Genomic DNA, 24,589 nt, shown 5'->3' on the forward strand with positions numbered 1-24,589 from the left:
AATCCGCAAAAAACTAGCGCAGTTTGATTGTTTACGAGATGCCATTGAGCACGTCTTACATTTTACGTCCTAAGTACCTTGGCGGTTGCTATATCGTTCCGTTAAATGCAACTAATGAGGCCAGGCTGACTGGGTTTGCTGACCGCCTGCAAAGCAATCCCCGATGTGCCACACCTGCGGCTCAGTTCATGAAGAATCTTCAGCTTTCTAATCAACCCACTCCAGGAGTTTATGTGTACGACACATTATTCTTCTGGGATACTCTGGCAGCGACCAGTATTTGGAAAGATTACGTTAATTTTGAGAATTTTTCTGACCTTGAAATTACAACTTTGACAAATGGAGATCCGAGGACTGTGACGGGACAAGTACCGGTTGCGGAACTGTTTCGTCGAGATATCGGTAACCTGTTTCGGCGGGGACGCTACAACCATCCGGTCAAACTGGCGCTGTCTGCGAAACCAGCAGAAGGCGATCCTGACTTTAAAACAACGATTCAAAACTACGTAATCGGTCTCGCTTGCACGGCAGGGCGGCCGCATCATGTCAATAAGTAGAGTATATAGTCTAAACTCTAGTTGTATCTAAGTTGTTGAGAACTGTAGTTTTTGCCCTCACCCTAAATCCCTCTCCCAAGTAGGGCTACGGTGTACACACAAGTCGGAAAAACTTCATCCACCAAAGATTTGCGGTGAAGCGGCGCTCTTGGTAGGGTTTCCCGGAGCAGGCGACTGCTGTTAGCGCAGCGTTAGCGACGCAGGAGCGTCACCCGTTCGCGTAGCGTCTCCGATAGGAGAAGGGTGCGTTACGCTGGCGTTACAAAGCTAAGTTGTTGCAATCATGGCGATGCCTGCGGTGGGCTACGCCAACGCATTTGTTATTTCGGCGGACTCATTTGTTATTTCGGCGGACTCATTTGTTATTTCGGCGGACTCATTTGTTATTTCGGCGAGCGCATTTGTTATTTCGGCGAGCGCATTTGTTATTTCGGCGAACTCATTTGTTATTTCAGCGAGCGCATTTGTTATTTCGGCGAACTCATTTGTTATTTCGGCGAGCGCATTTGTTATTTCGGCGAGCGCATTTGTTATTTCGGCGAACTCATTTGTTATTTTGGCGAACTCATTTGTTATTTCAGCGAGCGCATTTGTTATTTTGGCGAACTCATTTGTTATTTCGGCGAACTCATTTGTTATTTTGGCGTCTCCATAACGCACCCTACGAAACAATTAGAAGAGTTGAAACCTATGCTGGTCATACTTGTGTGTACACCGTAGCCCAAGTAGGGAGAGGGACTTATTTTTGGCTCCCCTTCTCCCAATATTGGGAGAAGGGTGGGGGATGAGGGTTTTTTCTGTTCATACGGAAAGAACTACAGTTTTCAAGGTGGACGCGGTTTAATTGGGGTTTCGGTGCTGCTTGGTGCTGTGGAGTTTTAGTTTCCAGAATAATCACTTCCACAGCATCGCCGGCATAAAAGGGTAAACCCCGCAGCATCAGAGTTTCATCTTCAGTTAAAACGACTTCTATCTTGTGAGCGTTCATATTTCAACTCTAAAAGCAGGGTTTTCAGTCTTTACTATAATTAGTGTAATTATGTAATTTTGTAATTAAATTCAAATTTAACTTAGAGAAAGTTTGTAAAGAAAATCTAAAGGTAGCAAATAGCGATCGCCTGGAAACAGGATAATGCATCTGAAACAGGCCAATTTTTACCATTCAACCTCTAACGATGGCATCTACATCTAAAATCCTCGCCTTTGCTGGCAGCACTCGGATAGATTCTTACAACAAAAAATTGGTAAAAATCGCGGCGGCTGGCGCGAAGGCAGCAGGCGCAGAAGTGACTTATATAGACCTCCGCGATTTGCCCCTACCTCTGTTTGATGAAGATTTGGAAGCTCAAGAAGGTCTACCTGCCAACGCCCGGACTTTCAAGGACTTGATGATTTCTCATCAAGGATTGCTGATTGCTTCGCCGGAATATAACAGTTCAATCACAGCAGTTTTGAAGAACGCCATTGACTGGGCATCCCGTCCATCTCCAAATGAAGCACCGTTGGCTGCTTTTGCAGGTAAGGTTGCTACTATTATGAGCGCTTCCCCAGGCGCTCTTGGTGGTTTGCGGGGGTTGGTTCACCTGCGGTCTATCTTAGGAAACATCAAAGTTTTGGTACTACCCGACCAGATAGCCGTACCCAAAGCTTACGAAGCCTTTAACGTCGATGGCACTTTAAAAGATCCTAAACAGCAAGAATCTATTGAAAAGTTAGGCGATAATTTAACAAAAATATTGCTGAAGCTTAATTAAACTCTTCAATTTGATAGTAAATAGCGAATACCTATGATTAACACAAAGATACCATACAGCTTTTTCATCAACTCGCTGCTAATAAACGGTTGATTGGCAAACAATGCCCCGAAGAAGTTACCGACAATTAAACCAACTGCAATAATCAGAGCATATTTGATATTAAGATTACCGTTGTGCTGGTAAACTAAAGCTGCTAAAATGCCGATTGGCAAAATTTGAGCAGCCACAGAAGTTCCTGTAGCTAACTTCTGATCCAAACCAATTACTAACACCATTGCCGGAATCATAATTGCGCCGCCGCCGATACCAAACATCCCGCCAGCAACGCCAGAAACTAAACCTATTAACAACAGTTGGATCAAGATATTAGACATAAAAAATGGTCGCTAGATTGCAAATTATAAATTAATTTTCTTAGACAAAATTGATTTTGGTAGCATTCCATGCACACCTTTTTGGGGACTATTCACAACTTGAGTAATATGAAAATTCACAGCTAAACTACATAATACATAAGCATCTTCTGGTGACAAATTTACGAAGCGTTCCAGAAAATCAATCATATTTTTTAAAGCCAGTTCTAAGGCTTCATCTAAGGTTTGAGCAAAACCCATTGTAATGATATCAGTTGGAGTTTCGGCAATTGGTGTTGTCAGTTGTAAATCCTTGCGAAGTTTGAGGGTAATTCTACCGTTCATGGAAGTTTCAATGGCGGTGACATTTACTTCACCGTCTCCCTGTGCAGAATGCCCATCACCAATAGAAAATAATGCACCTGGTACGAAAATTGGCAAAAATAACCGAGAACCAGCTTGTAATTCCCGATTGTCGATATTACCGCCGTAAGAACCTGGTGGGACAGAAGTTCGAGAAGTTTCTGGAGTAGCTACACCAAGAATCCCAAAAAACGGTTTGAGGGGAATTTTTATGCCAGCACCCGCCGGAAATTCAGCGATATTGTTTGCTAAATCTAGAGGAATGAATCTCAAAGCAGGTTGAAGAAACTGATGTGGTAAAGCTCCCCAACCTGTACGAATGGCATTGAAGCCCACAGGTAAACGAGGTGCGATCGCATCTAATTGTACCTCTAAAACATCTCCTGGTTCGGCATGGCGCACATAAATCGGGCCTGTAAGTAAATGCGGCCCCGCAGCAATTTTGCGTTCTGGTAGAAGATTTTGGCAGATATCGAGAAATTCTGGTGTGACAAACTCAGGTGGTGCTTTGTCATAAACGTAGTAACCAGTATAAGTTTCTACGTCAACGGTATCGCCAGAGTCAATAATGAGTGCTGGTTCTAGCAGATGGGAGAAACCACCTAAATGCACTGTTTCTTTTGAGGCTTTTAAAATGTAGTGAGTCATCGCTGTTGTGTTTTTAGTTGCGTGCAAAACAGGAGCAAATCGTATGGGCGGGTTAAGAGACTTGAGCAAACTGGCATACCATTGGTAAGGGTACAGCAATATTCCCTAACGCCTGTTGCATCAAAGAGAGAACCGCTAGTTTAGTCTCTATTGCCTACAGTATTCGGAATTTGATAGATGGTTACGAGCAGAATGATAGTTACAATTGCTGTATAGATTAACTTCGTATACTTAGCTAGCCAATTGGGAAGATAAATAGAGAAATTGTCTTTTATGGAATTTGAATATTTATGAGCGATCAGAGTTAATGGGCAGGAAAATTTAAAAATCAGTAGGGTTATACCTTCTAGAAATACAAATCTATAACCAATCCACAGCCATACATCAAGTTTATTTGCGATCGCGGCATAAATGGCATTAGTGTGAAGGGTGTTTGTTCTATTTCCTGAATAAATTGATTGAATACGATATACAACGTAACGGTCGATGTCCGAGTGAAACTTTATTGACCGTTACTGTATGCACTTTGAGCAAGTCAAAATCTTTAGATAGCTGAGAATAAGTTTCACCACAGTGTCAAGCTTATGTTGGATCGTTCGGTATTACGAAGTGCGAGCGCTCGATCTTGTAAACAATGCCAAAAATTGATCGCTGGTATAATGACAGATATAGCTAGAAGCCAGATTTAAAGTTATGCGATCGCCTATTCACAGTTTCTCGGTTGCCGAATCTAGCAGTGATCGCTTGATAACTAAAAACGCATAAATTAATTAAATGTGATCAGCCCACCAGTCCCCGCTTGATTGCTGCTAAATTTGGCTATTTTATCAAAGAATCCGGGGTTTTTCAGTGTCACCGTAAAAGACTAGTCTTACGTCTTTTGTAAGCTTAAATCTAAAGTTCTTGACGAGTCGGACGGATGATGATTTCATTCACATCAACATCACCGGGCTGCTCAATGGCATAGGCGATCGCACGGGCAATAGCATCTGGATCAATGGCGATCGCATAAAATTCATTCATTCTCGCTGCTGTATCTTGATCGCTAATCGTGCTGGTCAACTCAGTGGCAACGGCTCCTGGTGAGATATTAGTCGAACGGATTTCACCGTTTGACTCTAGCCGCAACCCTTCAGAGATCGCTCGCACTGCGTACTTGGTAGCACAGTAAACTGCTGACCCCGAAAACACCTTATGTCCAGCCACGGAGGATAGGTTAATGATGTGACCAGACTTTTGCTGACGCATAATCGGCAAGACGGCAGCAATCCCATAGAGGACACCCTTGATGTTGACATCGATCATCTGATCCCACTCCTCCACCTTTACTTGGTCGAGAGGAGAAAGGGGCATCAAGCCGGCATTATTGATTAGCACGTCGATACGGCCATAGGTACTGAAAGCTTCCTTCGCCAAGGCTTCCACCTGTGCGCGATCTGCCACATCTGTCACTCGGTAGGTTGCAGTCCCTCCTGATTTGGCGATCGCTGCAACCAGTTCTTTCAGCCGATCTTCGCGGCGGGCGGCCAGCATCAGTTTGGCTCCACTAGCAGCCAATCGCCTCGCAGTCGCCTCACCTAACCCACTGCTGGCTCCGGTGATGATTACCACTTTGTTTTGAATCTCAGACATATTGATTACTGCGGGTTATTGAGTATGGATCATGAAATATCGGGTGCTGTTTAAGTTGAACTCAGCATTATAAAAATCTTGGCTGAAAACCCCAAAATTAAAACCTAAAAACCCAAAAAGTTTTTAGGTTCTAATATCTTTTAAATCTGGGATGAAACCCGTGCGGAGGATTTATTCAACCAGATCAACTAGCTTGTAGCTGGATCAATGTTTTTCTCCCGGCAGCGTCAGTGATCCAAATCGCTATAATCTGACCGTTTGAGTTCTGTCCCGTTAAAACTTCAGTTGGTGAATCGATCGTGTGAGCGTAGCTCACTTCATGCTCACCCACTTCAATCACTAAATCATCTCCCTTGCCAGGGCGATCGTAAATGATCGCCATCAAAGTTGCGTTCTGAATTAGTTCTTCATCACCGAGTTCGGAATCAATGATTTCGATCGAAATATGCCGTCCACGATTACCATCTGAAAACTGATCAAAAAATTCACCCCATCGCTCACGGGGCACAGATTTGCTGATGTCAATCTTACTCACCATATAATTAATTCCTTGTGAAAAACTAGTCAAAAGAAACGGACAATGAAATACTTACTAAGTACAAAAGTGGAATCAAATAGAAGATTACCATAGGATAAGCATCGCCCTGGATCTCAGCTTGGGTTTCTTTCGCCATCAATTGATTGTTTGCAAAACTTGTCCAACATAACCTCTATCTTTTGAATGGTTTAGTAGAACTTATACAACTAACACGCAATTCAAGCGCTTGCTAATGGCTCATGTTGCCCCTAAAAGTGTAGTCTGGGATAAGGGGAAAGGTTTTAATTTACACCGAAATTTCAATGAATAATTCTGTATCCTGATCCAGAACAGAGCTAAAACTCAATTTGCCACTATGAGTTTCTTCGACCATACTCTTTGATAACTTGAATTTCTGCGTGAGTTTCTGAAGCTTTCAGGCAAAGCCAACTAGAGGTAGTTTATATACCCTCTCTATAGGTCTTAGTAAGTATTATTAAAATGCTAAGATTAATTAATCCTAAAATATATTGTTTTATAACCTTGCTGCATCAAATCCTAGCTAACTTTAAATTTTATGAATAGTCCCTTCCCCTTAGAGCTTCCCCAAAGTGCCTTAGAGCCACTGTTAGCATTGCGAGATTACTATGCACCCCAAGTTGAACAGTACGAAAAACTATATACCCAAGCCAAAGCTAATCTCACTCACGTAGAAGCTTTGTTATCTAACTGGTCTTTTGCCTCGGAGGTAGCCGACAAAGAATTCACCCCTGAAAAAGAAGAAAATTCGTTATTATTTCTGACTGATAACTCTGATATGGAACTAGAAGAACCTAGCCCTCTTGAACTCTTGCAATTGGACGATTCCGATTCTGGAGGATTTGACGTAGCTAGAGATACTCTGGAATTAGCAGAACCACCCATATTATCGCTTAGCGAAACATCAACTCAACAGCGATCGCTATATGGGGTAGAGATTCCCATGTTGCCAGAGTATCAATCTTTAAGTCGCACTGAAGCAATTGAACGGCTGTTGGCAGAAGAGATTGGCACAATTATTCACATAGACGTGATCGTGCGATCGCTCTATGGAGAGTTAGAACCAGATATCTTCAAACTACTTAAAGGTCGAGTTCAATCTTCACTTACCCAAGGTAGAGAAACCAATAAATGGTCATTTGTTAAAGGGAAGCCTGGATATTATACTCTAGATTCACGTTTACTTACCTCTAATCAAACTAAGAATTCCTTTGGGGAAAACAAGCACAAAAATCATAAATCCTTTAGCGAAACAAAACCTCAAAAAATACCAAAGCTTCAAGCATTTGAAGGGCTAATTTTGATTAATGCTATTTCCGATTTTTTAGAACAAAATTCGGCAAAAGTTTTTAGTATTAATGAAATCATTGAAGGGCTTTATGGAAAACTTGCTGAACATGAACTTAAACAAGTCAAAGGCGCGGTACAGAAGGAATTATCGCGGGGTTATCGCACAGGGCGATTCTCTAGAGTTCCTAATCAAATTGGTTTTTATACCTGGAACTACGAGTTACTCAAGAAATTAAACGAGTGAGGCGATCGCCTTTTAATTCAGTGTTCCACCCGATAATACAAGTCTGATCTCTGATTAAATTCTAAATAATAACAACAGCGTAGTTGATATGAAACTTTATCACTACGCTATTGTTGCATCTATACAAATTAGTCAAAGCAATTTGAAACCGAGGTTATTGAGAACTTCACGCAAGTGATCGCGTCCTCTCAAAGACTCTACAGTTGCGATGCGTTGGGCTGAGTGTTCTGACCAATCACCAGGAACATTCATCTTTTGTTCAGTATAGAATTCTTTCATGATGTCGTTGTAGTGAGCGATCGCTTCTTCTTGCTCTGCCAATTTATAGGTTTCACGGTGCAGTATAGCTGATTGTGGCAAACGTGGTTTAATCGCTGCTTCTACTTCAGGATTCGCATAGCCTACACATAGCCCAAATACAGCATATACAGAGGAGGGCAAATTCAATATCTCTGCTACCTCTTGTGGGTGGTTCCTGATTCCGCCGATATATACTGTTCCCAAACCGAGTGACTCAGCTGCGACTACTGCGTTTTGCGCCGCCAAAGTTGCATCGATTGTTGCCGTCACAAACATTTCCAAGTATTCCAGCGCATCATGAGATATGTTGCGACTCTCAGCAACGTAGCTTAGACGTGCCAAGTCTGCTAACCAAACCAAGAATAAAGGGATCTGCTTAATATGTGCTTGGTTTCCCGCTAATTTGGATAACTCCTCTTTGCGCTGTGGATCTTCGACTGCTACCACACTCCAGGTTTGCAAATTAGAAGAAGTAGATGCAGATTGGGCGGCAGCAATTAGTAACTCCAGAGTTCCCGGTGGTAGAGGATCAGCTAGATAAGAGCGGATTGAACGGTGAGATAGTAGTGCTGTCAGCGAATCATTCCATTCAATTTTGGGATTGAAGGGGATTTCACCGTAGCGCGATCGCAGTAGTTCTGTAGGATTAGTCATAATTAATTCCCAGATTCACATTTGCAAATATACCAGATGAGAAACAAGATTCTTGCTCCCTCTCCGAACCCACGGAGAGGGTTAGGGTGAGGTTTGACAAGGCTTTTTACGAAAGTAGAAAAACTTAACCCCCTTCCCGACGCGGGAAGGGGGAAAAATTCAAAGTCTCTCTCCTAGAAGGAGAGAGATTTAGAGAGAGGTTTTTCAGATCCCGTGAAAAGTCAGGTAGACCGTTAACTACTTTGCAAAAAGCTTTGCAAATCTTGAATGACAAATATTGATTTTTGTCATTTGTCCGATTATCATAGTTTTATCACCAGAGTGGGGAATTTGCTATGTTGTCGCGTCAACTGGGAAAAAACGGTTTAACAATATCGGCACTTGGGCTTGGCTGTATGGGCATGTCTGATTTTTATGGCCCAGCCGATCGCCAGGAAAGTATTGCAACGATTCATGCAGCACTTGATGCAGGCGTTACCTTACTGGATACAGGCGACTTTTACGGCATGGGGCACAATGAACTGCTGCTACACGAAGCCCTAGCAGGACGGCGGCGTGAAGATGTCTTCATTGCCGTCAAATTCGGTGCGCTGCGCTCTCCTGACGGCAACTTTATTGGTTTCGATGGTCGTCCTCAAGCCGTGAAGACTTCACTTGCCTATACATTGAAACGACTGGGAACCGATTACATCGACCTCTACCAGCCAGCCCGAATCGATCCGATGGTGCCCATTGAAGAGACTGTTGGGGCGATTAGCGAAATGGTGAAAGCTGGATATGTTCGCCACATTGGTTTATCTGAAGTGGGTGCAAATGCAATTCGGCGCGCTCATTCGATTCATCCCATCACCTGGCTTCAGATCGAATATTCGCTTTTGAGTCGTGGCATTGAGGATGACATCCTCCCGACTGTGCGTGAATTGGGTATTGCTGTCACCGCTTATGGAGTCCTCTCACGGGGATTGTTGAGCGGTCACTGGTCGAAAGAACGCTCTGAGCAAGCGCAAGACTTTCGAGGAAATCTGCCCCGCTTCTCTGGAGAAAATCTGGATCGCAATTTGTTGTTGGTCGAAGCGCTTCGCCTGATTGCCCAAGAACAGAATGCGACGGTTGCTCAAGTGGCAATTGCTTGGGTGCTGTCACGGGGAAACGATATTGTGCCCCTGATTGGAGCGCGGCGTCGCGATCGCTTGAATGAAGCGTTGGGGGCGCTGGATCTGCACTTAACCGAGGATGAACTCGCCCGGATTGAGGCAGTAGTGCCACTGGATGCCGTGGCTGGCGATCGCTATGATGTAGGACAAATGGCAATGCTGGATAGTGAAAAGAAGTAAAAAACCCGTAGCATGAACGATTCACCTTTAACACCGGAGCGGATTCTCGACGCGGCGGAAGACGTTTTGCGTCGTTACGGTCTGGCAAAGGCAACAGTCGTGGATGTGGCTCGCTTTTTAGAGGTGAGCCACGGCACGATTTATCGGCATTTTCCCAGCAAGGCTGCCCTGCGCGATGCGGTAGCAGAACGGTGGCTGCATCGAGTTTCCACACCACTAGCGGCGATCGCCCAAGAGCAGGGTTCCGCCGTTGAACGCTTGCATCGATGGTTTGAGCAACTCATCACTCTCAAACGTCAAAAAGTCCTGGATGATCCAGAGTTGTTTGCAACCTATTCAGCGATCGCTCAAGAGGCGCGAGGGGTAGTTCAAGCTCATATTGATGAACTGGTAAGGCAAGTAACTGCGATCGTTGAGAGCGGTATTTCCAGTCACGAGTTTAAGGTAACAGATCCGCAAGTAGCGGCGAAGGCAGTCTTTCAAGCGACGGTTCGGTTTCACCATCCAGCTCACGCGTCCGAATGGAGTGATCCAGCCATCGATACGGACTTTGCCCAAGTATGGCGCTTGCTACTTGCTGGTCTTGTGGTGGGTGAGGTGAACTACTCAGACTTGCCTAAGGCTGAAGTCTGAGCTTCCCAATCCATCGGGAATAGCCATCAATTACTCCGTAGTTCTATTGGTCTGACATTCCCTCCAAGGGCAGGAGTCCTGGTTCCCAAGACCCAATTTTTTCTTGCGACATATACCTATTAGCTTGGTTTTTGCTTGTGGCATGATGGTCAAGACATCACCTATCTTACCAGAAAATCCTGGGGATTCGTCATACATCCAGAAGAGAGTTTTTACAATTCGTTTAAAATCAATTCCAGATGCAATCCTAAAAGCTTGGCTCACAATGCCCACTTGTGCGTGTACGTTGAGGGTGGGGACTTGGGCGTTACGTTAATCGTTTAGGTGCTTGTCAGCATTGGGTGAAAGCAGGCGCACGCCACCGGGGATGGAAACATCCCCGTTAGGGGAAGTGGTTATGTAAAGTAATGAAGATAAAGGAGACATGACATTTCTTTATTAGTTTCCATCCCCGTTAGGGGAAGTGGTTATGTAAAGAGTTACCTTTTGGAAACCTTACTAAGAGCGGGTTTGAAACCCCCTAATCGACACACCTTTTTTGATTATCAATAAATTGGTGCTTATTGAGAAAAAAATGGGAATTTTTTCGTCTGAAACCCTTGCTACAAAAGCAATCGACACACCTCAACGGAATTATGCGGTTTTCAAGCTTCGGACGAGGTGTGTCGATGAGCTTCAACACACTCACCTTACAGTAAAATATCTTACTTAAAATTGTCAAGTGTATTGCCTATTTTCCCGTCTCTAGTTGCTCCCGTTGCTTGCCATACTCCCGCAGCTGCTTCAAGAGGTCTTCTTGGGATGAGTTAGGGATAGACGGACTGGGGGTTGGTTGAAGGTTGGTGTCGGTACTGACAAAATTAGCAGGTACAGGATTAATTACGTAGACAGGTAGGGACTTGTCATTAGACATCGCCTCTTGGGTTGGTGCTAGGGTAGGAATTAGATTATTTGGTTTAGTCACAGCAGCTTTTACCGAGTCTAGAGTAGTAGCAACCTGCACTTGTTGCTGCATCTGTTGTGTAGAAGAGACTAAACCACTTAGACCATTCACCAATTGCCGCAGATTTTTGCGGAAAGTCGGATCACCTGTCAATTCATCCAAATCAGATGTAATTTTTTGGCTATTTTCAAAGGTTACTCGCGCTGAATCTAAAGTTTGTTGCAGCACCACCACATTCTTTGGATCGTTTAAGGTTTTAGAAGCATCTCGTAAATTAGCTGAGGCTTGGGCTGCATTTGCTGAAAGAGTTTCTAAATTGTTGAGTAATTTTCCTTGAGTCAATCGATTGACGGATGGTGATAAGCTACTGACTGTAACACGCAATTGGTTGCTGGTTTCAGTGATATTGTTCAAAGCACCAACCAGCGCCGAACGATTTGTTGTCAACAGATTATCCAGGTTGTTCAGCAAACGATTTGCTTGAGTTGCAGTTGCACCGAATTTATCTATAGTTTGTGTCGAGGATGCACTAAGTTGGTTTGTCGCTCGTTGCACTGAATTAGCTGTGGCTGAAAAGGTATTAAGTTGTTGTCGCAAGTTTTTGGTCAAACCTCGGAGATCCTGACTTAGCTCAGTAAAACTGGATGCTGCACCTGTAGTTGCTTCCAGAACCCCATTCAAATTTCTATAAAATTTTGGGTCATTATATGCAGTGGCTAGCTCAGTTGAACTGCGAATTAGTTCATCAACACTGATTCCAACCTGACCTTTTAACCGAGAGCCATTACAGACTATGAGATTGGGATCACAATTTTTATCTAGGGGTTTAGCAAGCACAACCCCGGCAGATAAGTTTGCTTTTGGTGTGATGTCGATAATACTTTCGCTAATTAATCCGCTTTGATTAGCTTCCACCAGGACATTCCGGGGGATAATTAAGTCAGCTTGGGCAATATCAATCTCTACATCAATGGCATTTGGCTTTGGTCGAACCTGGGAAATAGTTCCTACCTTAAAGCCACGATAGCGAACTGCTGCTCCCTTTTGCATTCCGCCAGCGTTAGCAAATTCCACAATAACTTTGTATGAACGGCCACCAGCACTGAATCTATTTAACCACAGAAACAGTAATCCAAATACCCCTAGTCCTAGCAGGAGTAATAACCCCACAGAGCCTTCTCTAAATGTTCGCCCAGACGCGAAGCTGCTTGTCATAAGACCTCGCATTTTTTTGCTTCCACCAACAACCAACAACCAATTATGAGTTATGAGTTATGAGTTATGAGTTATCAGTATAGTTCTTTTAACTCAGCACTCAGCGAGAAGCTTGAGCGGCGGCTTTCGCCGCTCAAATCTTTGGTGACTCAGCACTCAAAACTGATTAGCCGACGAATTGAATCGGTCCTTCCACACTTCCACTGATAAATTGTCTGATCAAGGGATTTTCTGTGTTGTGTATTTCACTAACTGTACCCTGCCACTGCACTTTACCTTCATAGAGAAATATAAGTCTATCAGCTGTACGGCGGCCAGTGCTGGCTTGGTGGGTAACAACGGCATAAGTACCACAATTTCCATGTGAACTTTGCAAATAACGGATTAAATCTTCGATTACTGTTGAGGCAATGGGATCAAGTCCGGCTGTTGGTTCATCGTATAGTAAAACTTCTGGGCCTTCTGTGGGATTATCGGGGTTAGACATAATTGCACGGGCAAAACTTACCCGTTTTCGCATTCCCCCGGAAAGTTCGGCTGGGTAGAGGTGGCCTATTCCTGGTAAACCTACCATATTTAATTTTTCATTTACCAAATCTCGAATGCGCGATCGCGGTAGCTTGGAATTTTGATAAAGTAAAAATCCCACATTCTCCTCAACCGTCAGCGAATCAAATAGCGCCGCCTGCTGAAACACCATGCCAATGCCAACCTGCTGGGCTCCATCCTCAATCAAACCCTCTCGCCGCACTCCTTGCACATAAATTTCTCCTTCATCGGGATTAAGTAACCCCGCCATTACCCGTAAAATAGTTGATTTACCAGTCCCTGATGGGCCAATAATCCCCAATGCTTCTCCCCGGTAAATGGTCAAGTCTATATTATCTAGAACTTTATGGCTACCAAAGGACTTAGAAACACCTTTCAGTTCAATCAATGGTTCAGTCATTAGTCATTAGTTGTTAGTCATTAGTCATTGGTGAGCCAGTGCCTTGGGCGAGTTCCCCAATTTTTACCCCTACAAGAGTGATGTCATAGTTATTCTATTGGTAGGGCATTATATGTTACATTATAAGTATATGATTAGCATTCTGATTAGCAAACTTTATTTTTTTAGGATAATATAATATTTAGTTATTTGCGATGTTTAACGTCCCAGAATCTCCTCAACGCAAAGCTGACGAAGACACCCTAATAATCTAACTAGACATAAACCGCCCAGAACTAAAGTTCACAGGCTTTTAGCTAAAGTCCGTTTTAACGGACTATAACCTTTTCTCAGTCGTCTTGAGACGACTTTCACTATTAGACTGGTGAATTTATTCTGAGGTGGACTAGATGAGAATGAAATAGCCCTGCTATAGAAACATTTAGTTTACTACCATCCAAAATTATTGGAATTAGCAAGAGTTGGCAAGTGCTAAAAATCTTCACTAATATTGTAACAATTACTAAGAAAAATCAACATAGAGATGATGAATAATAACCCAGAGCAGTTTGCAAGTGATAATTCATCTGGTATTTGTCCAGAAGCGCTGGAATATATGATTAGGGCAAATCAAGGTAGTGTTCCAGCCTATGGAAATGATGAATGGACTCAAAAAGCCGCAGATTATTTTCGGGAACTCTTTGAAATTGATTGTGAAGTATTTTTTACCTTTAACGGTACAGCCGCAAATTCTTTATCTTTAGCTGCCCTTTGTCAGTCATATCATAGCGTTATTTGTCATGAAACATCTCACATAGAAACAGATGAATGTGGCGCACCTGAATTTGCATCTAATGGCTCTAAACTGTTACTTGCTCAAGGTAAAAATGGCAAGTTAACATCAGAGGCGATAGAGGCAATTGTTACTAAACGTACTGACATTCATTATCCCAAACCTAAAGTTATTAGCATCACCCAATCAACGGAATTAGGAACTTTATATTCTGTTGAAGAACTTCTGAAAATTAAAGAAGTTGCGAAAAAGTATAACTTAAAGATTCACATGGATGGCGCTCGGTTTGCAAATGCAGTTGCCGCTATGAATCAAAGCCCTGCTGAAATTACTTGGAAAACTGGAGTGGATGTGTTGTGCTTTTGTGGTACAAAAAATGGAATGGCATTAGGTGAAGCCATTCTTTTTTTCAACAAAGAACTAGCAGAGGATTTTGATTATCGATGCAAGCAAGCAGGTCAACTAGCCTCAAAAATGCGGTTTATTTCTGCTCCCTGGTTGGGTTTATTGGAAACTGGTGCTTGGCTAAAAAATGCCCGACATGCCAATCAATGTGCTGAATACTTAGAAAATCAACTACTCAACATAGAAGGTGTTGACTTGATGTTTCCTAGAGAAGCCAACGCCGTGTTCGTTAAACTACCAGAACAAGTCATTCGCGCCTTAAAAGCAAAAAATTGGCAGTTTTATACATTTATTGCTGTGGGAGGAGTACGTTTTATGTGTTCTTGGAACACAACAAAATCAAGGATTGATGAATTGATTGATGATATTAAAATAATTCGTAATTCGTAATTCGTAATTCATAATGATGCTCTCTACCAGACGCTCTTGCTAGCTTGCTTCTTTGCAGGAGTACACTGACTCGCTCTAAGCGTACCCCTTTGGGGAAGCAAGCTACGCGTAGCGTCTGGTAGAGTTGCTATGCCGTTGGCGCAGCCTCTCGTAGAGAAGGCTTTACGCACCACTATATAACCCGCAGACATGGAAAAAGCGTTGGCTGCTCCTTCAAAATCTGGTCTGGAGATTATATTATCCCGCCACCTGCTGAATCTTCGCAGGTATAGTCCGTTAAAACGGACTTTAGTTATAAGAGAGGAGCTTCACTTCGGCTGGAACAGAACAAAGAATTTATGCTTTAAACTCCAAATTTTTGAACTGTAAATTAAGCGATGCCTAGGGCGGGCTACGCCTACGCATACCCCAAAATACCAAAATTGGGTTAGAATATCTATTTATTTCATAGTACAAACGTTCACTTTGAAAGGGCTACTCCTGAGTGTGTTGTCTTTTCTTTCCAGAATAAAACTTTTTTGTTGTCAGATGGTCTATCAATGGGCTGCCTAATGCCCAATCCCTTTGAGTGGATTGCCGTTTTTGGCTAACGCACAACTTAATGTCATGAAAATTTTACATCTGAGGCGATCAACTCAGATGTCACTAGCTAGTAATGTTATGAAAACATGACATTTTGATCCCAGAAAGGCTTATAGATTCGTGAACCAGGGAAAAAACCTACTTATTACCCCTTGATCCCGACATATACTTAGTGGATAATCTTGACTTAAGAAATAGAAATTCCTCCGATCCCAAAGAAATGCTGATTTTGGCATAACCAGGAATTGAAAGGATTTTACCTCAATTTTAAAACAGACTGAAAAACTTAAAAACTGGGCAAAACCAGCAGTCAGGATAAGAAATTCATCTGGAGTGGATGACATTTTATATAGCATTCTTTAACCAGGGGAAATGATTTACCACTTAAACTACTGGAGGCCAAATTAATGGCAAAAGAACGCCCGCCACTAGAGGAGATGACCTTACGGCAACTACGCAAAGTTGCTAGCGAATATAGCATCTCTCGCTATAGCCGAATGCGTAAATCACAACTGCTGGCATCAGTACAAGAAGTCCAGCGTAGCAAAACTTTACTTAGTCCATCTCGTTCATTGGAGGCACAAGAAACCGTGGAAGCTGCAAAGTTTGAATTAGGTCAGGAAGATCGTACTGGTGGATCTTTGGCTGATGTTGATGAAGGACTCGCAGATTTGCCATCTGGCTATGGTGACAGCCGGATTGTACTCTTACCGCGCGATCCTCAGTGGGCTTACACTTACTGGGATGTTCCGAATGAACACAAACAGGAACTGCGCCGACAAGGGGGACAACAACTCGCACTACGAATTTATGATGTCACCGAGATCAATATCGAATACCAAAGCCCCCACAGCATTCAAGAATATCCTGCTGATGAACTAGCCAGAGAATGGTATCTACCAGTTCCAGTTAGCGATCGCGATTATGTGATCGATATCGGCTATCGTGCTGCTGATGGTCGCTGGTTGGTACTAGCTCGTTCTGCTAGAGTACACGTTCCTCCCGTTTATCCTTCTGACTGGATAGAGGATGTCTTCATCACTGTCGATTTTGAAGAAGATTTGCGTGACCAGACTCAGTACGAACTAGTTCCCCCCGCCAAGAAGATTGCAGTTACCGCCAATGATAATGCTGTTGTGAATGGCAACGGCAACCCCATCTACGACCAAATATTTGGTTTAGCGGAATCTGCCGAATCACAACGGGTTGCTGGTTCTATCTTCGGTTCCCAGCAAGCTTTGGCGCGTCCTGAACAAGCCATTAGCTCCTACATTTTCCCATCTGGTGTGGGTATGTGGGCAGTTCCCACTGTGTCTGGTTTAACCGCTTCCGGTGTCGGAATGTCAGGTGTTGGCTTCTCGGCTTCCGCCGTACCAGTGCGTCCGCGCCAGTTCTGGTTAATTGCCGATGCTGAATTGATCGTCTACGGTGCAACCGAACCCGATGCTACCGTAACCATTGGCGATCGTCCAATTAAGCTAAATCCAGATGGGACATTCCGTTTCCAGATGTCCTTCCAGGATGGTTTAATTGACTATCCGATTTTGGCTGTAGCTGCTGATGGTGAGCAAACTCGGTCAATTCAGATGAAATTTAATCGTGAGACACCATCCCGAAATACTAACACCAAAGAAGAAGCTGTTTTAGAATGGTTCCCTTAAGTTTTCGCTGTGAGGTTAACTCCAGACTGAAATTTTAAATTATTCCCCGCTATAGTAATTCTGTAGCGGTTTTTTTTGCATTATTATTATGTATACAAAAAAATTATTTTTGTTATTTAGCTTGATAATTGGTGCAAGCTTTTTATCAGGTTGTCAAGAGATTGAAGCAAATTCAGTCCCAAAAGCATCTAAAACTTGTCCTGGTAAAGATGCCAAGTTCAGTATTGATTTTTTTAAAACCAATAATCAAGGTAAAAAAAATCAAAGAGGTATTAACAATGTGATTATTTTTAATCCCAAATCAGCAGAATTGGATTTCAAAGTTAATGTTGGTCTTTCTCATAAACTCTACGCCAAAGATGCTAGGGGGGAACTGCGTAAAGAATATGTAGCAAAACAGTTTCATGAACTCATCGGCGATCAGAATGCCAAATTAAACGGAGAGCTACCCATTGCCGCAATTAATGCCGACTATATAGGTACTGATAATCAACCACAAGGCTTAAATGTTTCTCGTGGTGTAGAGTATTCAGGAGTATTTAAAAATAAACGTTCTTCCTTTGGAATATCAGGAGGTACATCCAAGCAGCGACAGGCTACTATCCAAGCTGGCAGAAGAAAAAGCGATATTCTCAATTACAATTTAGTGGGCGGTAATGGCAGATTCTATCGTCAGGGTAAATTTAAAGATATTTGTCAAGATTTGGGACAATTTGCCTGTAAAAATGCTACTAATCGCTCTCTGGCAGCTATCACTAATCAAGGCTATGTAATCCTATTAGTTAATGACTTGAAAGCTAATTCCGATATCGAATTATCTCAAGTTAATCAAGAGTTACTACCAGATATGTTTGATAATGTCCTGGAAGGCATTGCTAGCAATAACTGTTTAGGTAAGATTCAAGAAGGGATATTATTTGATGGAGGTATGTCTCCAGGATTGTATTATAACCAGAAAACTTATGTAGAAAACCTTGGTTCGATTGGTTCAGTTTTTTTGATTTACAAAAAATAAAATAGTTGAGGAGTTGAGTGCTGTAGGTAGCTACGCCCGTTGTAGACATCGCCTTTTGTGCAATCAACACGCTATTCTAGACTGGGCAGCTTGGGAGCATCCTATTTTGGAAGAAACCATCTTTTTTTTAGTTTTGTAGCTGGCTATGACTAGATTTAGTTCCATCTGGATAAATTTTAGAGGACTTACTCTTTAACTTTTTGCGAATTCTCAAGTTTGTTTGGATTCACCCAACGATTAACAAATTCCTTGTTATGTTTGTACACCTTGATTTGCACTTGCTTGGAACTTAACTTGACTACTTCGGCAGGAATTCTTTGGACATCGCTATAATCCGTACGAGGCTTGTAAAGCCAAATGACTTTTTGCCTGACTTCAAAGTAGTTAGGATTGCTAGTTAAAGAAGGCGCTTTTTCTGCCCAAGAGGGGAAAGCAATTGCTAAGTTGATCAAAAGTACTAAGACCACTAGAGTGATTTGAAAAAGTTTCATGATCATTGCACTTGTCTTAGGTCTGGTGGTGTAATCAATCTGCTGCTCTAGCATTTAGCTGTCCTCCTTTGCTTTATCAAAGTTGATGTTGATGGTTGATGATTTTGCCGGATTCATGTTGCACCTCTTTTTCACCTAAGTTTGATAGCTATAGAGATTTGGGGAGTTAATTACTTAGCCTTTAGCTGTATTAATCGTAAGCCAAGTTTGTATTTGTTCAAAGTTAAGATTTACGCAAAACTACACGCGCTCAGGGGCAATTCATAAATTACCCCTATCTGAAAATAAGGGTTTCGGCCATTGTTTGCGTAAGTCCTGAAAGTTTAAATCTCTACTGATTTCAGGATAAAGCTACTTCGATAATAAAATCAAATAGTCTTCCTTCTTAAAACGATAAATTGAATTTATTATACATCCTAAAAGTTGTGATGCTCTGATTTGAGATCACAATCTCTATCTCAGGAGTAATAGACACAAAAGAATACTCTGTCGTAAATAATTATGATATATAGTACTTTATGAACTTTGAGCTATAGCTAAAAATGCTTCCTACTCTAGCTAATTTTTGCCTTTATTTTATAAGTTAAATTGTTGATCTAACTACTCGTTAGTTTGCGTTAACGTAAAAAATATATCGGCAATTAATTGAGCATTTAGTCTCAAGTTTGGGATGTGTTGGTGAGTCACCTGATCAGCTAAATTATTTAGTCTGCCGAACTCATCAAATCTTCATCTATTTGAAGTTTAGTTTATCTTTTATAGGAAAAATAGTGGGAATAATAGGTAAATCAGATTGAGTAAATTAGTTAGCTATGAGCCAAATATGTCCTATCTCTAAAACCTGTGCTTGTCGCAATGTTACACGCTGTCGGACTAAGGAGGCAGGCAGGCTCTTTCTCTGGTTCCCCGTTCCACATACGCTGAAAAAAGTCACCTCCTACCTACAGGAGTTTGCCCTTGAGTATGAACTAATGCACGAGCGACCAGGTCTGAGTTTGGACTGTAGACCTGGACAGTCCCTAAATATTGCCTGTAACCTGGCCAAACTACTTGCACCCAGAGAATTAAAAGAGACGCAAGTCCTTTTCATTCGAGGCGCTATTCAACCTCAACTCCACGATTTTAGTGACATAGCCTCATTACAACGCTTCATTAAGTTCAATCAATCCGACTGGCTGGTTGAAATGCTGGCAACAGAACGATTCACCAGTTACTTCCAACCAATTGTCTCAATTAAGGATACATCGCAGATTTTTGGATATGAATCGCTCTTGCGGGGACTAGATAAACAAGGCAATTTACTGCTACCCGGACCAATTCTGGAGTTAGCAACCGAAGCCGGACTCCTACCACAACTCGATCAAGCTGCTCGCCTGAGCGCAATCGCTCAATTCAGCCGCCATCAAGTGAGCGGGCACATCTTCATCAATTTTGTACCGACGGCGCTTTATGACCCCATTTTTTGTCTACGTAGCACGGTAGAGGCAATTGATCAAGCAGGCATCTCCCATGAGCGGGTTGTTTTTGAGGTCGTGGAGTCAGACAATCTTCAAGATTTAGACCATCTCAAGACAGTGGTCAAATACTACCGGGATGCTGGTTTTTTAGTAGCCCTTGATGACCTCGGTTCTGGCTATTCCAGCCTGAACTTGCTGCATCAGTTACGTCCAGATTTTATTAAGTTGGACATCGGGTTAATTACAAATGTGCATCAAGACCCGTACAAAGCTTCGATTACCGAGAAGCTTCTAGAGATTACTCAAAAGTTAAACATCCAGACTGTTGCTGAAGGAATTGAATGCATTGAGGAACTGAACTGGCTACGAGAACGAGGTGCAACTTTTGCTCAAGGCTATTTGATTGCTAAACCGAGTGCAGTGCCTGTCACGACAACCCCTCACTTTGATCCGATCGCATTAACTGTAGCATCGGCAAATTCTCCGCTGGTTGAGCAGCAGGTTCAACACCAAAGCGAGTCCGAGCGAATTGTCGCGGCTGTGACGCAGCGCATTCGACAATCGTTGGAGTTAGACGAGATTTTGCAAACCACAGCAGCCGAAGTGCGACAACTGTTTGAGGTAGACCGAGTGGTGATCTATCAGTTTGAGCCAGACTGGAGTGGCTTAGTCGCTGTAGAATCCTTAGCAGAAGGGTGCATTTCCATTCAGGGATACATCATGGACACGTGCCTTCAACCTAGCCGTGCAGCTTACTTTCAACAAGGTAACACCAGAGCGATCGAAGACATTGAATCTCCGGGACTATCACCGTGTCATGTTGACTTCCTCCGAAGTATGCAAATCAGGGCATACCTTATCGTGCCCATTTTGCAGCAAGAGCGTTTGTGGGGACTATTGATCGCTCACCAATGCCATCATGCCAGACAATGGCAGCAATCGGAGATTAACTTGTTTAACCAGTTAGCAGGTCAAACTGCGATCGCTATTCAGCAATCAGAACTTTACCATCAATTACAACAAGCAAATCAGGAATTACAGCGCCTTGCCTGTTCGGATGGTCTAACCCAAGTGGCAAATCGACGCTGCTTTGATGACACGTTCAAGGCACAGTGGCAACACTTAGCACGAGAGCAAGGCTCGCTATCTTTGATTTTGTGTGATGTCGATTACTTTAAGCTTTACAACGATACGCATGGACATCTGGCAGGAGATGATGCACTCAGACAGGTTGCCAAGGCAATCTCTCAGACAGTTAAATACCCGGCTGATTTAGTTGCTCGTTATGGTGGAGAAGAGTTTGCAGTCATTTTGCCGAATACTGATATGGAAGGGGCAATTGCAGTTGCAAGAGATATTCAGACCAATCTTAATGCATTACAAATACCTCATCCGCATTCTCATGTCAGTGAATTTATCACGCTCAGTCTTGGTGTGGCAACCATCACTCCTCATAGCCAATTATCTCCTGCAACCTTAATTGCTGCTGCTGATCAAGGACTCTACCAGGCAAAAGCACAAGGAAGAAATTGTGTGGTGCAGATGGAGTGTGAGGATGCTAACGTTAGATAAGTAAGTAGGCGAGAAAATTTCCAAGTATGTAACGAAATGTAAATTCAGCACGTAGCTTACAAATTCGTTATTTTACCGTTTTTACAAAACTAAATATATATCGGTTTTATCGTGCCTATCTACTTATCCCTCTTCTGTCACTTTCCCTAGATAAAAAGATGTAACCCTTACCAGATAAGAGTTTTAGTTTAAAATAATGATTTTCTCCAACATATTAGAAAATAAATCCACAAACCTAATCCCAATCAGAGTTTTAAAATTTGCCTTTGATTTTTGTTTTCGGAGAGTGACAGAAGAGGGTTATTAGGGGGAGCATCTTAATGAGTGTAAAAAGCCTTGTAAAACCTCACCCCAACCCTCTTCTTGGTAAGGAGAGGGAGCAAGAATCTTGTTTCTCATCTGGTATATTTGCAAAACTGAGATGCTCCCCTATTAGGCTGGATCATTTGATGACAGTTCGTAAATCGCTCATTCAGCGTGAACTGGGTACATTGTCATCGGATATGCAAGATTTGATTGGTGACACACTCCACACAGTGACCTGAGTACAGGTAGAGCGCAAGGCAACAGTCTAAAAGCTAAATTTAACAAGATAGTTCATAGATGCCTCTAAAGGCGGAGAGCAAAAGCTAAGTCTGCAAATACTGTGAAAGGTAATGAATCAATAGATAAGTAACTAGTCTTTCTTAACTGCGATCGCCATACTGCTCTATGTTACGAATTAGTTAGACTCCTACTTCTGATAATAGAGCTTCCATAGCTGACCAAGAAAGTCCTTGTTGAAGATAACGGGGTGCTTCAGGATTGTAAGGACTGGCTACTCGGTCAATATTGAGGATGTTTGCCCTATCTGGTAGAACTGGTACATCTGGATCAAATGCCGTAGGGCGCATCAAAGAACTGGAAAAGCCTTTGAAAACAGCAATTGTATCTTGCTCATCGGCAATTTGCACCGTTACAATTAGGACTTCTTGGGGGCGTTTAGCGGTGTATTCTTCCAGTCGCTTGCCAATGGAATTCATTTTTTTTAAGAGTAGGGGTAGGGTGGGGCAGCGACGGTTACTGTGGTGTGGCCGAGCGTCCCTGCTTGCCCAGCTTAATCAGAACAAAATAGCTTAAGTAAAGCACATAAATTACTAAGCTAGTTATGCCAAGAAAACCTAAGAACTCAGCCTTGCTATTAGCATGGAAATATTCTTTGAATAGCAATGGAGCCTCGAACCAGACGCGACAATAGGGAGTTTTTAGCGCATTGCCAGAAAAAGCACAACCCAAAAAAGGGATAAAAGCTAGTGTACCCAAAATACAATAAACAGTTGTAGCCCAGCGCCAAGAGCTAAAAATAAATTTCAAAAAGCCACTGGTTTGATACTCAATTTCATCGTTGAGATCCACCCAGAACCACAGCGAAATCGGGATCAAAATCCGAGCCATCAACCCAGAGATAAAGCTAACTGGATACTGCGCAATCATTAAGTAAATCGTGATTGCCACCAGGCTTGATATTCGCCAGTATATAGTCAATAAGCGTTGTATGCTTTCTGCTTTTTGCACAAATGCCCAAATCAGAAGGATTAGCGGAATAATTACCAGGAATAATACTGCCAGTCGGTAATCAATCCAGACGAAAGGGCGAAACCAAATATCATAGTCCATAGTTTTTCTCAAACAATAAATAAAAAAGAATTTAGAAGTCAGGAGTCAGAATAAATCAACTAGGGTTTTATCCACTACCTGATTGTAGACCGCTTAATAAGGCAGGGGTATTAAACCCTTTCAGAACTTATACCAATTCTATATAAGGCTGCGCTTTATTCACGTAGGGGCAATTCATGAATTACCCTTACAGTCTGTAGTTTTGTATCAGTCGTATGGGCGCATCTTCAAACAGAAATGGTATTAGGCAAACAATAGCCGAAATCCTGATTTTATTCTTCGGGTGAATTCATGAATTGCCCCTACTAGCGTGTAGTTTTGCGTAAGTACTACCTTTTATTCAGGAGTCAGTCGGACTCCAATTCATGCTGAATTCTTCTTGATAATAGTTTAATCAAAGCATAAAGCTCAGTGGTTAGCCTCAAGACTGCGCTCTAACTTCTTTCTGCAAGCTAGTGGCTCTCCAACTCATCCGATTTCACGAAATTTATACTACAAACAAGTTTATAGGGGCGTACATATGTACGCCCCTACAGCCAATTCATGAAATTTTAACCTTTAGACATTCCTAACTCCAGATATTTCACCAATTTTCCACCCGTTGAAGAAAATGATCAAATAGGAGAGTACTATTTTAGCCGTGAGTGGCGTAAAAGTGCGAAATCTCAGTAAGTAAATCCTGGTTGCTTGTTGACCAAAGGAACAGAATTTTTACTTGCCTCAATTTCTAGTCGTCGTAAACCCGGCATTCAATTGCATCTGGGTTGTCATCACAATACTGTTCTAGAGAGTTTTTTGGCTTGCTTTGGCGCTTGTGGGAAGCTTCAGCTTGCAATTCCTCTACTGCATCCCAAGCAGCAGCACACTCTGGTGAGTTGCTACCGTTAATATCACAGACAGTACGCGCTTGTTCCACTTCTTCGTGGATTTTTTCTTGGATGTCGCTCTTTGCTGTTTCTTGGATGTTGGTCATTGCTTTAGTCTCGTTGTGTGTTGTTAATACTAGTATAGAAAAACTTCACAAATGGTAGTTTTTGGCTTTATTACTAACCATTCTAACCATTTAGCTGATCATAAGTTAGTGTTTTAGCCTATTGATTTATAACCAACACAGCAAACTGCTGCATCTATGATGCATTTACCTTTATTTTTTAAGATTT

23 protein-coding genes are annotated in these 24,589 nt (G+C 42.4%); 10 read left to right on the forward strand and 13 right to left on the reverse strand.

Features of this window, described 5'->3' with window-relative positions; translation table 11 throughout:
- The first annotated feature begins 38 nt into the window (after positions 1–38).
- Positions 39–557, forward strand: a complete 519-nt coding sequence (locus V7K36_RS23990; RefSeq protein WP_335119978.1) for a hypothetical protein — start codon at positions 39–41, stop codon at positions 555–557.
- Positions 558–840: 283 nt separating this feature from the next.
- Positions 841–1,212 carry a hypothetical protein gene (locus V7K36_RS23995; RefSeq protein ID WP_335119980.1) on the forward strand — a complete coding sequence of 124 codons (372 nt, stop codon included), beginning with the start codon at positions 841–843 and terminating at the stop codon, positions 1,210–1,212.
- A gap of 84 nt (positions 1,213–1,296) precedes the next feature.
- Here the strand turns inward: V7K36_RS23995 and V7K36_RS24000 are convergent, their stop codons facing one another.
- Positions 1,297–1,545: a hypothetical protein gene (locus V7K36_RS24000; RefSeq protein WP_335119983.1), complete on the reverse strand. Its 249-nt coding sequence runs from the start codon at positions 1,543–1,545 to the stop codon at positions 1,297–1,299.
- 187 nt (positions 1,546–1,732) lie between these two features.
- On the opposite strand from V7K36_RS24000, the gene V7K36_RS24005 reads away from it, so the two are divergent.
- A complete protein-coding gene (locus V7K36_RS24005; protein ID WP_335119986.1) occupies positions 1,733–2,311 on the forward strand; it encodes an NADPH-dependent FMN reductase in 579 nt (192 codons plus the stop codon).
- Positions 2,312–2,316: 5 nt separating this feature from the next.
- Here V7K36_RS24005 and V7K36_RS24010 read toward each other — a convergent pair whose 3' ends face one another.
- The 5 genes from V7K36_RS24010 to V7K36_RS24030 form a co-directional block, all read right to left on the reverse strand.
- Positions 2,317–2,688 (reverse strand): sulfite exporter TauE/SafE family protein, encoded by a 372-nt coding sequence (locus V7K36_RS24010; RefSeq protein ID WP_334946222.1) that lies wholly within the window; start codon positions 2,686–2,688, stop codon positions 2,317–2,319.
- A gap of 24 nt (positions 2,689–2,712) precedes the next feature.
- Entirely contained in the window at positions 2,713–3,678 is a 966-nt protein-coding gene (locus V7K36_RS24015; RefSeq protein ID WP_335119988.1) for an acetamidase/formamidase family protein, read from the reverse strand.
- 766 nt (positions 3,679–4,444) lie between these two features.
- Complete coding sequence (locus V7K36_RS24020) at positions 4,445–4,534, reverse strand: hypothetical protein (RefSeq protein WP_335119991.1); 90 nt, start codon at positions 4,532–4,534, stop codon at positions 4,445–4,447.
- 38 nt (positions 4,535–4,572) lie between these two features.
- Positions 4,573–5,310 (reverse strand): SDR family oxidoreductase, encoded by a 738-nt coding sequence (locus tag V7K36_RS24025; RefSeq protein WP_335119994.1) that lies wholly within the window; start codon positions 5,308–5,310, stop codon positions 4,573–4,575.
- 184 nt (positions 5,311–5,494) lie between these two features.
- Positions 5,495–5,848 (reverse strand): DUF5335 family protein, encoded by a 354-nt coding sequence (locus V7K36_RS24030; RefSeq protein ID WP_335119996.1) that lies wholly within the window; start codon positions 5,846–5,848, stop codon positions 5,495–5,497.
- A 556-nt stretch (positions 5,849–6,404) separates the two neighbouring features.
- Between V7K36_RS24030 and V7K36_RS24035 the strand changes: the two genes are divergently transcribed.
- Complete coding sequence (locus tag V7K36_RS24035; RefSeq protein ID WP_335119998.1) at positions 6,405–7,400, forward strand: hypothetical protein; 996 nt, start codon at positions 6,405–6,407, stop codon at positions 7,398–7,400.
- Between the two features lie 132 nt (positions 7,401–7,532).
- On the opposite strand, the gene V7K36_RS24040 is transcribed toward V7K36_RS24035, so the two are convergent.
- On the reverse strand, positions 7,533–8,354 hold the full coding sequence (locus V7K36_RS24040; RefSeq protein WP_335120000.1) for an NADPH-dependent oxidoreductase: 822 nt from the start codon (positions 8,352–8,354) through the stop codon (positions 7,533–7,535).
- A gap of 335 nt (positions 8,355–8,689) precedes the next feature.
- On the opposite strand from V7K36_RS24040, the gene V7K36_RS24045 reads away from it, so the two are divergent.
- Together V7K36_RS24045 and V7K36_RS24050 are read left to right on the forward strand one after the other, a co-directional pair.
- The gene (locus V7K36_RS24045; RefSeq protein ID WP_335120003.1) at positions 8,690–9,688 is read left to right on the forward strand and encodes an aldo/keto reductase; all 999 of its coding nucleotides are present in this window, start codon (positions 8,690–8,692) and stop codon (positions 9,686–9,688) included.
- Positions 9,689–9,700: 12 nt separating this feature from the next.
- Positions 9,701–10,321, forward strand: coding sequence for a TetR family transcriptional regulator (locus V7K36_RS24050; RefSeq protein WP_335120005.1), 621 nt, complete (start codon positions 9,701–9,703; stop codon positions 10,319–10,321).
- 730 nt (positions 10,322–11,051) lie between these two features.
- Here V7K36_RS24050 and V7K36_RS24055 read toward each other — a convergent pair.
- Both V7K36_RS24055 and V7K36_RS24060 read right to left on the reverse strand, forming a co-directional pair.
- Complete coding sequence (locus V7K36_RS24055; protein ID WP_335120006.1) at positions 11,052–12,491, reverse strand: MlaD family protein; 1,440 nt, start codon at positions 12,489–12,491, stop codon at positions 11,052–11,054.
- Positions 12,492–12,645: 154 nt separating this feature from the next.
- Positions 12,646–13,428 (reverse strand): ABC transporter ATP-binding protein, encoded by a 783-nt coding sequence (locus V7K36_RS24060; RefSeq protein ID WP_334829502.1) that lies wholly within the window; start codon positions 13,426–13,428, stop codon positions 12,646–12,648.
- Between the two features lie 526 nt (positions 13,429–13,954).
- On the opposite strand from V7K36_RS24060, the gene V7K36_RS24065 reads away from it, so the two are divergent.
- The 3 genes from V7K36_RS24065 (at position 13,955) to V7K36_RS24075 (ending at position 18,253) form a co-directional block, all read left to right on the forward strand.
- Positions 13,955–14,995, forward strand: coding sequence for a threonine aldolase family protein (locus V7K36_RS24065; RefSeq protein ID WP_335120045.1), 1,041 nt, complete (start codon positions 13,955–13,957; stop codon positions 14,993–14,995).
- A 989-nt stretch (positions 14,996–15,984) separates the two neighbouring features.
- Complete coding sequence (locus tag V7K36_RS24070) at positions 15,985–17,238, forward strand: DUF4912 domain-containing protein (RefSeq protein ID WP_335120008.1); 1,254 nt, start codon at positions 15,985–15,987, stop codon at positions 17,236–17,238.
- Between the two features lie 88 nt (positions 17,239–17,326).
- Positions 17,327–18,253, forward strand: a complete 927-nt coding sequence (locus V7K36_RS24075) for a phosphodiester glycosidase family protein (protein ID WP_335120010.1) — start codon at positions 17,327–17,329, stop codon at positions 18,251–18,253.
- A 185-nt stretch (positions 18,254–18,438) separates the two neighbouring features.
- On the opposite strand, the gene V7K36_RS24080 is transcribed toward V7K36_RS24075, so the two are convergent.
- On the reverse strand, positions 18,439–18,798 hold the full coding sequence (locus V7K36_RS24080; protein WP_335120012.1) for a hypothetical protein: 360 nt from the start codon (positions 18,796–18,798) through the stop codon (positions 18,439–18,441).
- A gap of 758 nt (positions 18,799–19,556) precedes the next feature.
- Here V7K36_RS24080 and V7K36_RS24085 point away from each other — a divergent pair.
- A complete protein-coding gene (locus V7K36_RS24085) occupies positions 19,557–21,773 on the forward strand; it encodes an EAL domain-containing protein (protein ID WP_335120014.1) in 2,217 nt (738 codons plus the stop codon).
- Between the two features lie 725 nt (positions 21,774–22,498).
- On the opposite strand, the gene V7K36_RS24090 is transcribed toward V7K36_RS24085, so the two are convergent.
- The 3 genes from V7K36_RS24090 to V7K36_RS24100 form a co-directional block, all read right to left on the reverse strand.
- Complete coding sequence (locus V7K36_RS24090; RefSeq protein WP_335120016.1) at positions 22,499–22,795, reverse strand: DUF7734 family protein; 297 nt, start codon at positions 22,793–22,795, stop codon at positions 22,499–22,501.
- 37 nt (positions 22,796–22,832) lie between these two features.
- A complete protein-coding gene (locus tag V7K36_RS24095) occupies positions 22,833–23,429 on the reverse strand; it encodes a DUF3177 family protein (RefSeq protein WP_335120017.1) in 597 nt (198 codons plus the stop codon).
- A 727-nt stretch (positions 23,430–24,156) separates the two neighbouring features.
- Positions 24,157–24,402, reverse strand: a complete 246-nt coding sequence (locus V7K36_RS24100; protein WP_292769998.1) for a Calvin cycle protein CP12 — start codon at positions 24,400–24,402, stop codon at positions 24,157–24,159.
- Positions 24,403–24,589: the final 187 nt, after the last annotated feature.

The sequence above is a fragment of the Nostoc sp. genome (assembly GCF_036919555.1).
Taxonomy (GTDB): Bacteria; Cyanobacteriota; Cyanobacteriia; order Cyanobacteriales; family Nostocaceae; genus Nostoc.

Coding starts and splice junctions, on each gene's coding strand:
- V7K36_RS24095 (WP_335120017.1), bottom strand. CDS start 23,429: ATGGACTATGATATTTGGTTTCGCCCTTTCGTCTGGATTGATTACCGA.
- V7K36_RS24090 (WP_335120016.1), bottom strand. CDS start 22,795: ATGAATTCCATTGGCAAGCGACTGGAAGAATACACCGCTAAACGCCCC.
- V7K36_RS24050 (WP_335120005.1), top strand. CDS start 9,701: ATGAACGATTCACCTTTAACACCGGAGCGGATTCTCGACGCGGCGGAA.
- V7K36_RS24015 (WP_335119988.1), bottom strand. CDS start 3,678: ATGACTCACTACATTTTAAAAGCCTCAAAAGAAACAGTGCATTTAGGT.
- V7K36_RS24045 (WP_335120003.1), top strand. CDS start 8,690: ATGTTGTCGCGTCAACTGGGAAAAAACGGTTTAACAATATCGGCACTT.
- V7K36_RS24025 (WP_335119994.1), bottom strand. CDS start 5,310: ATGTCTGAGATTCAAAACAAAGTGGTAATCATCACCGGAGCCAGCAGT.
- V7K36_RS24100 (WP_292769998.1), bottom strand. CDS start 24,402: ATGACCAACATCCAAGAAACAGCAAAGAGCGACATCCAAGAAAAAATC.
- V7K36_RS23995 (WP_335119980.1), top strand. CDS start 841: ATGGCGATGCCTGCGGTGGGCTACGCCAACGCATTTGTTATTTCGGCG.
- V7K36_RS24080 (WP_335120012.1), bottom strand. CDS start 18,798: ATGCTAGAGCAGCAGATTGATTACACCACCAGACCTAAGACAAGTGCA.
- V7K36_RS24005 (WP_335119986.1), top strand. CDS start 1,733: ATGGCATCTACATCTAAAATCCTCGCCTTTGCTGGCAGCACTCGGATA.
- V7K36_RS24065 (WP_335120045.1), top strand. CDS start 13,955: ATGAATAATAACCCAGAGCAGTTTGCAAGTGATAATTCATCTGGTATT.
- V7K36_RS24060 (WP_334829502.1), bottom strand. CDS start 13,428: ATGACTGAACCATTGATTGAACTGAAAGGTGTTTCTAAGTCCTTTGGT.
- V7K36_RS24040 (WP_335120000.1), bottom strand. CDS start 8,354: ATGACTAATCCTACAGAACTACTGCGATCGCGCTACGGTGAAATCCCC.
- V7K36_RS24055 (WP_335120006.1), bottom strand. CDS start 12,491: ATGCGAGGTCTTATGACAAGCAGCTTCGCGTCTGGGCGAACATTTAGA.
- V7K36_RS24010 (WP_334946222.1), bottom strand. CDS start 2,688: ATGTCTAATATCTTGATCCAACTGTTGTTAATAGGTTTAGTTTCTGGC.
- V7K36_RS24030 (WP_335119996.1), bottom strand. CDS start 5,848: ATGGTGAGTAAGATTGACATCAGCAAATCTGTGCCCCGTGAGCGATGG.
- V7K36_RS24075 (WP_335120010.1), top strand. CDS start 17,327: ATGTATACAAAAAAATTATTTTTGTTATTTAGCTTGATAATTGGTGCA.
- V7K36_RS24070 (WP_335120008.1), top strand. CDS start 15,985: ATGGCAAAAGAACGCCCGCCACTAGAGGAGATGACCTTACGGCAACTA.
- V7K36_RS24035 (WP_335119998.1), top strand. CDS start 6,405: ATGAATAGTCCCTTCCCCTTAGAGCTTCCCCAAAGTGCCTTAGAGCCA.
- V7K36_RS23990 (WP_335119978.1), top strand. CDS start 39: ATGCCATTGAGCACGTCTTACATTTTACGTCCTAAGTACCTTGGCGGT.
- V7K36_RS24000 (WP_335119983.1), bottom strand. CDS start 1,545: ATGAACGCTCACAAGATAGAAGTCGTTTTAACTGAAGATGAAACTCTG.
- V7K36_RS24085 (WP_335120014.1), top strand. CDS start 19,557: ATGAGCCAAATATGTCCTATCTCTAAAACCTGTGCTTGTCGCAATGTT.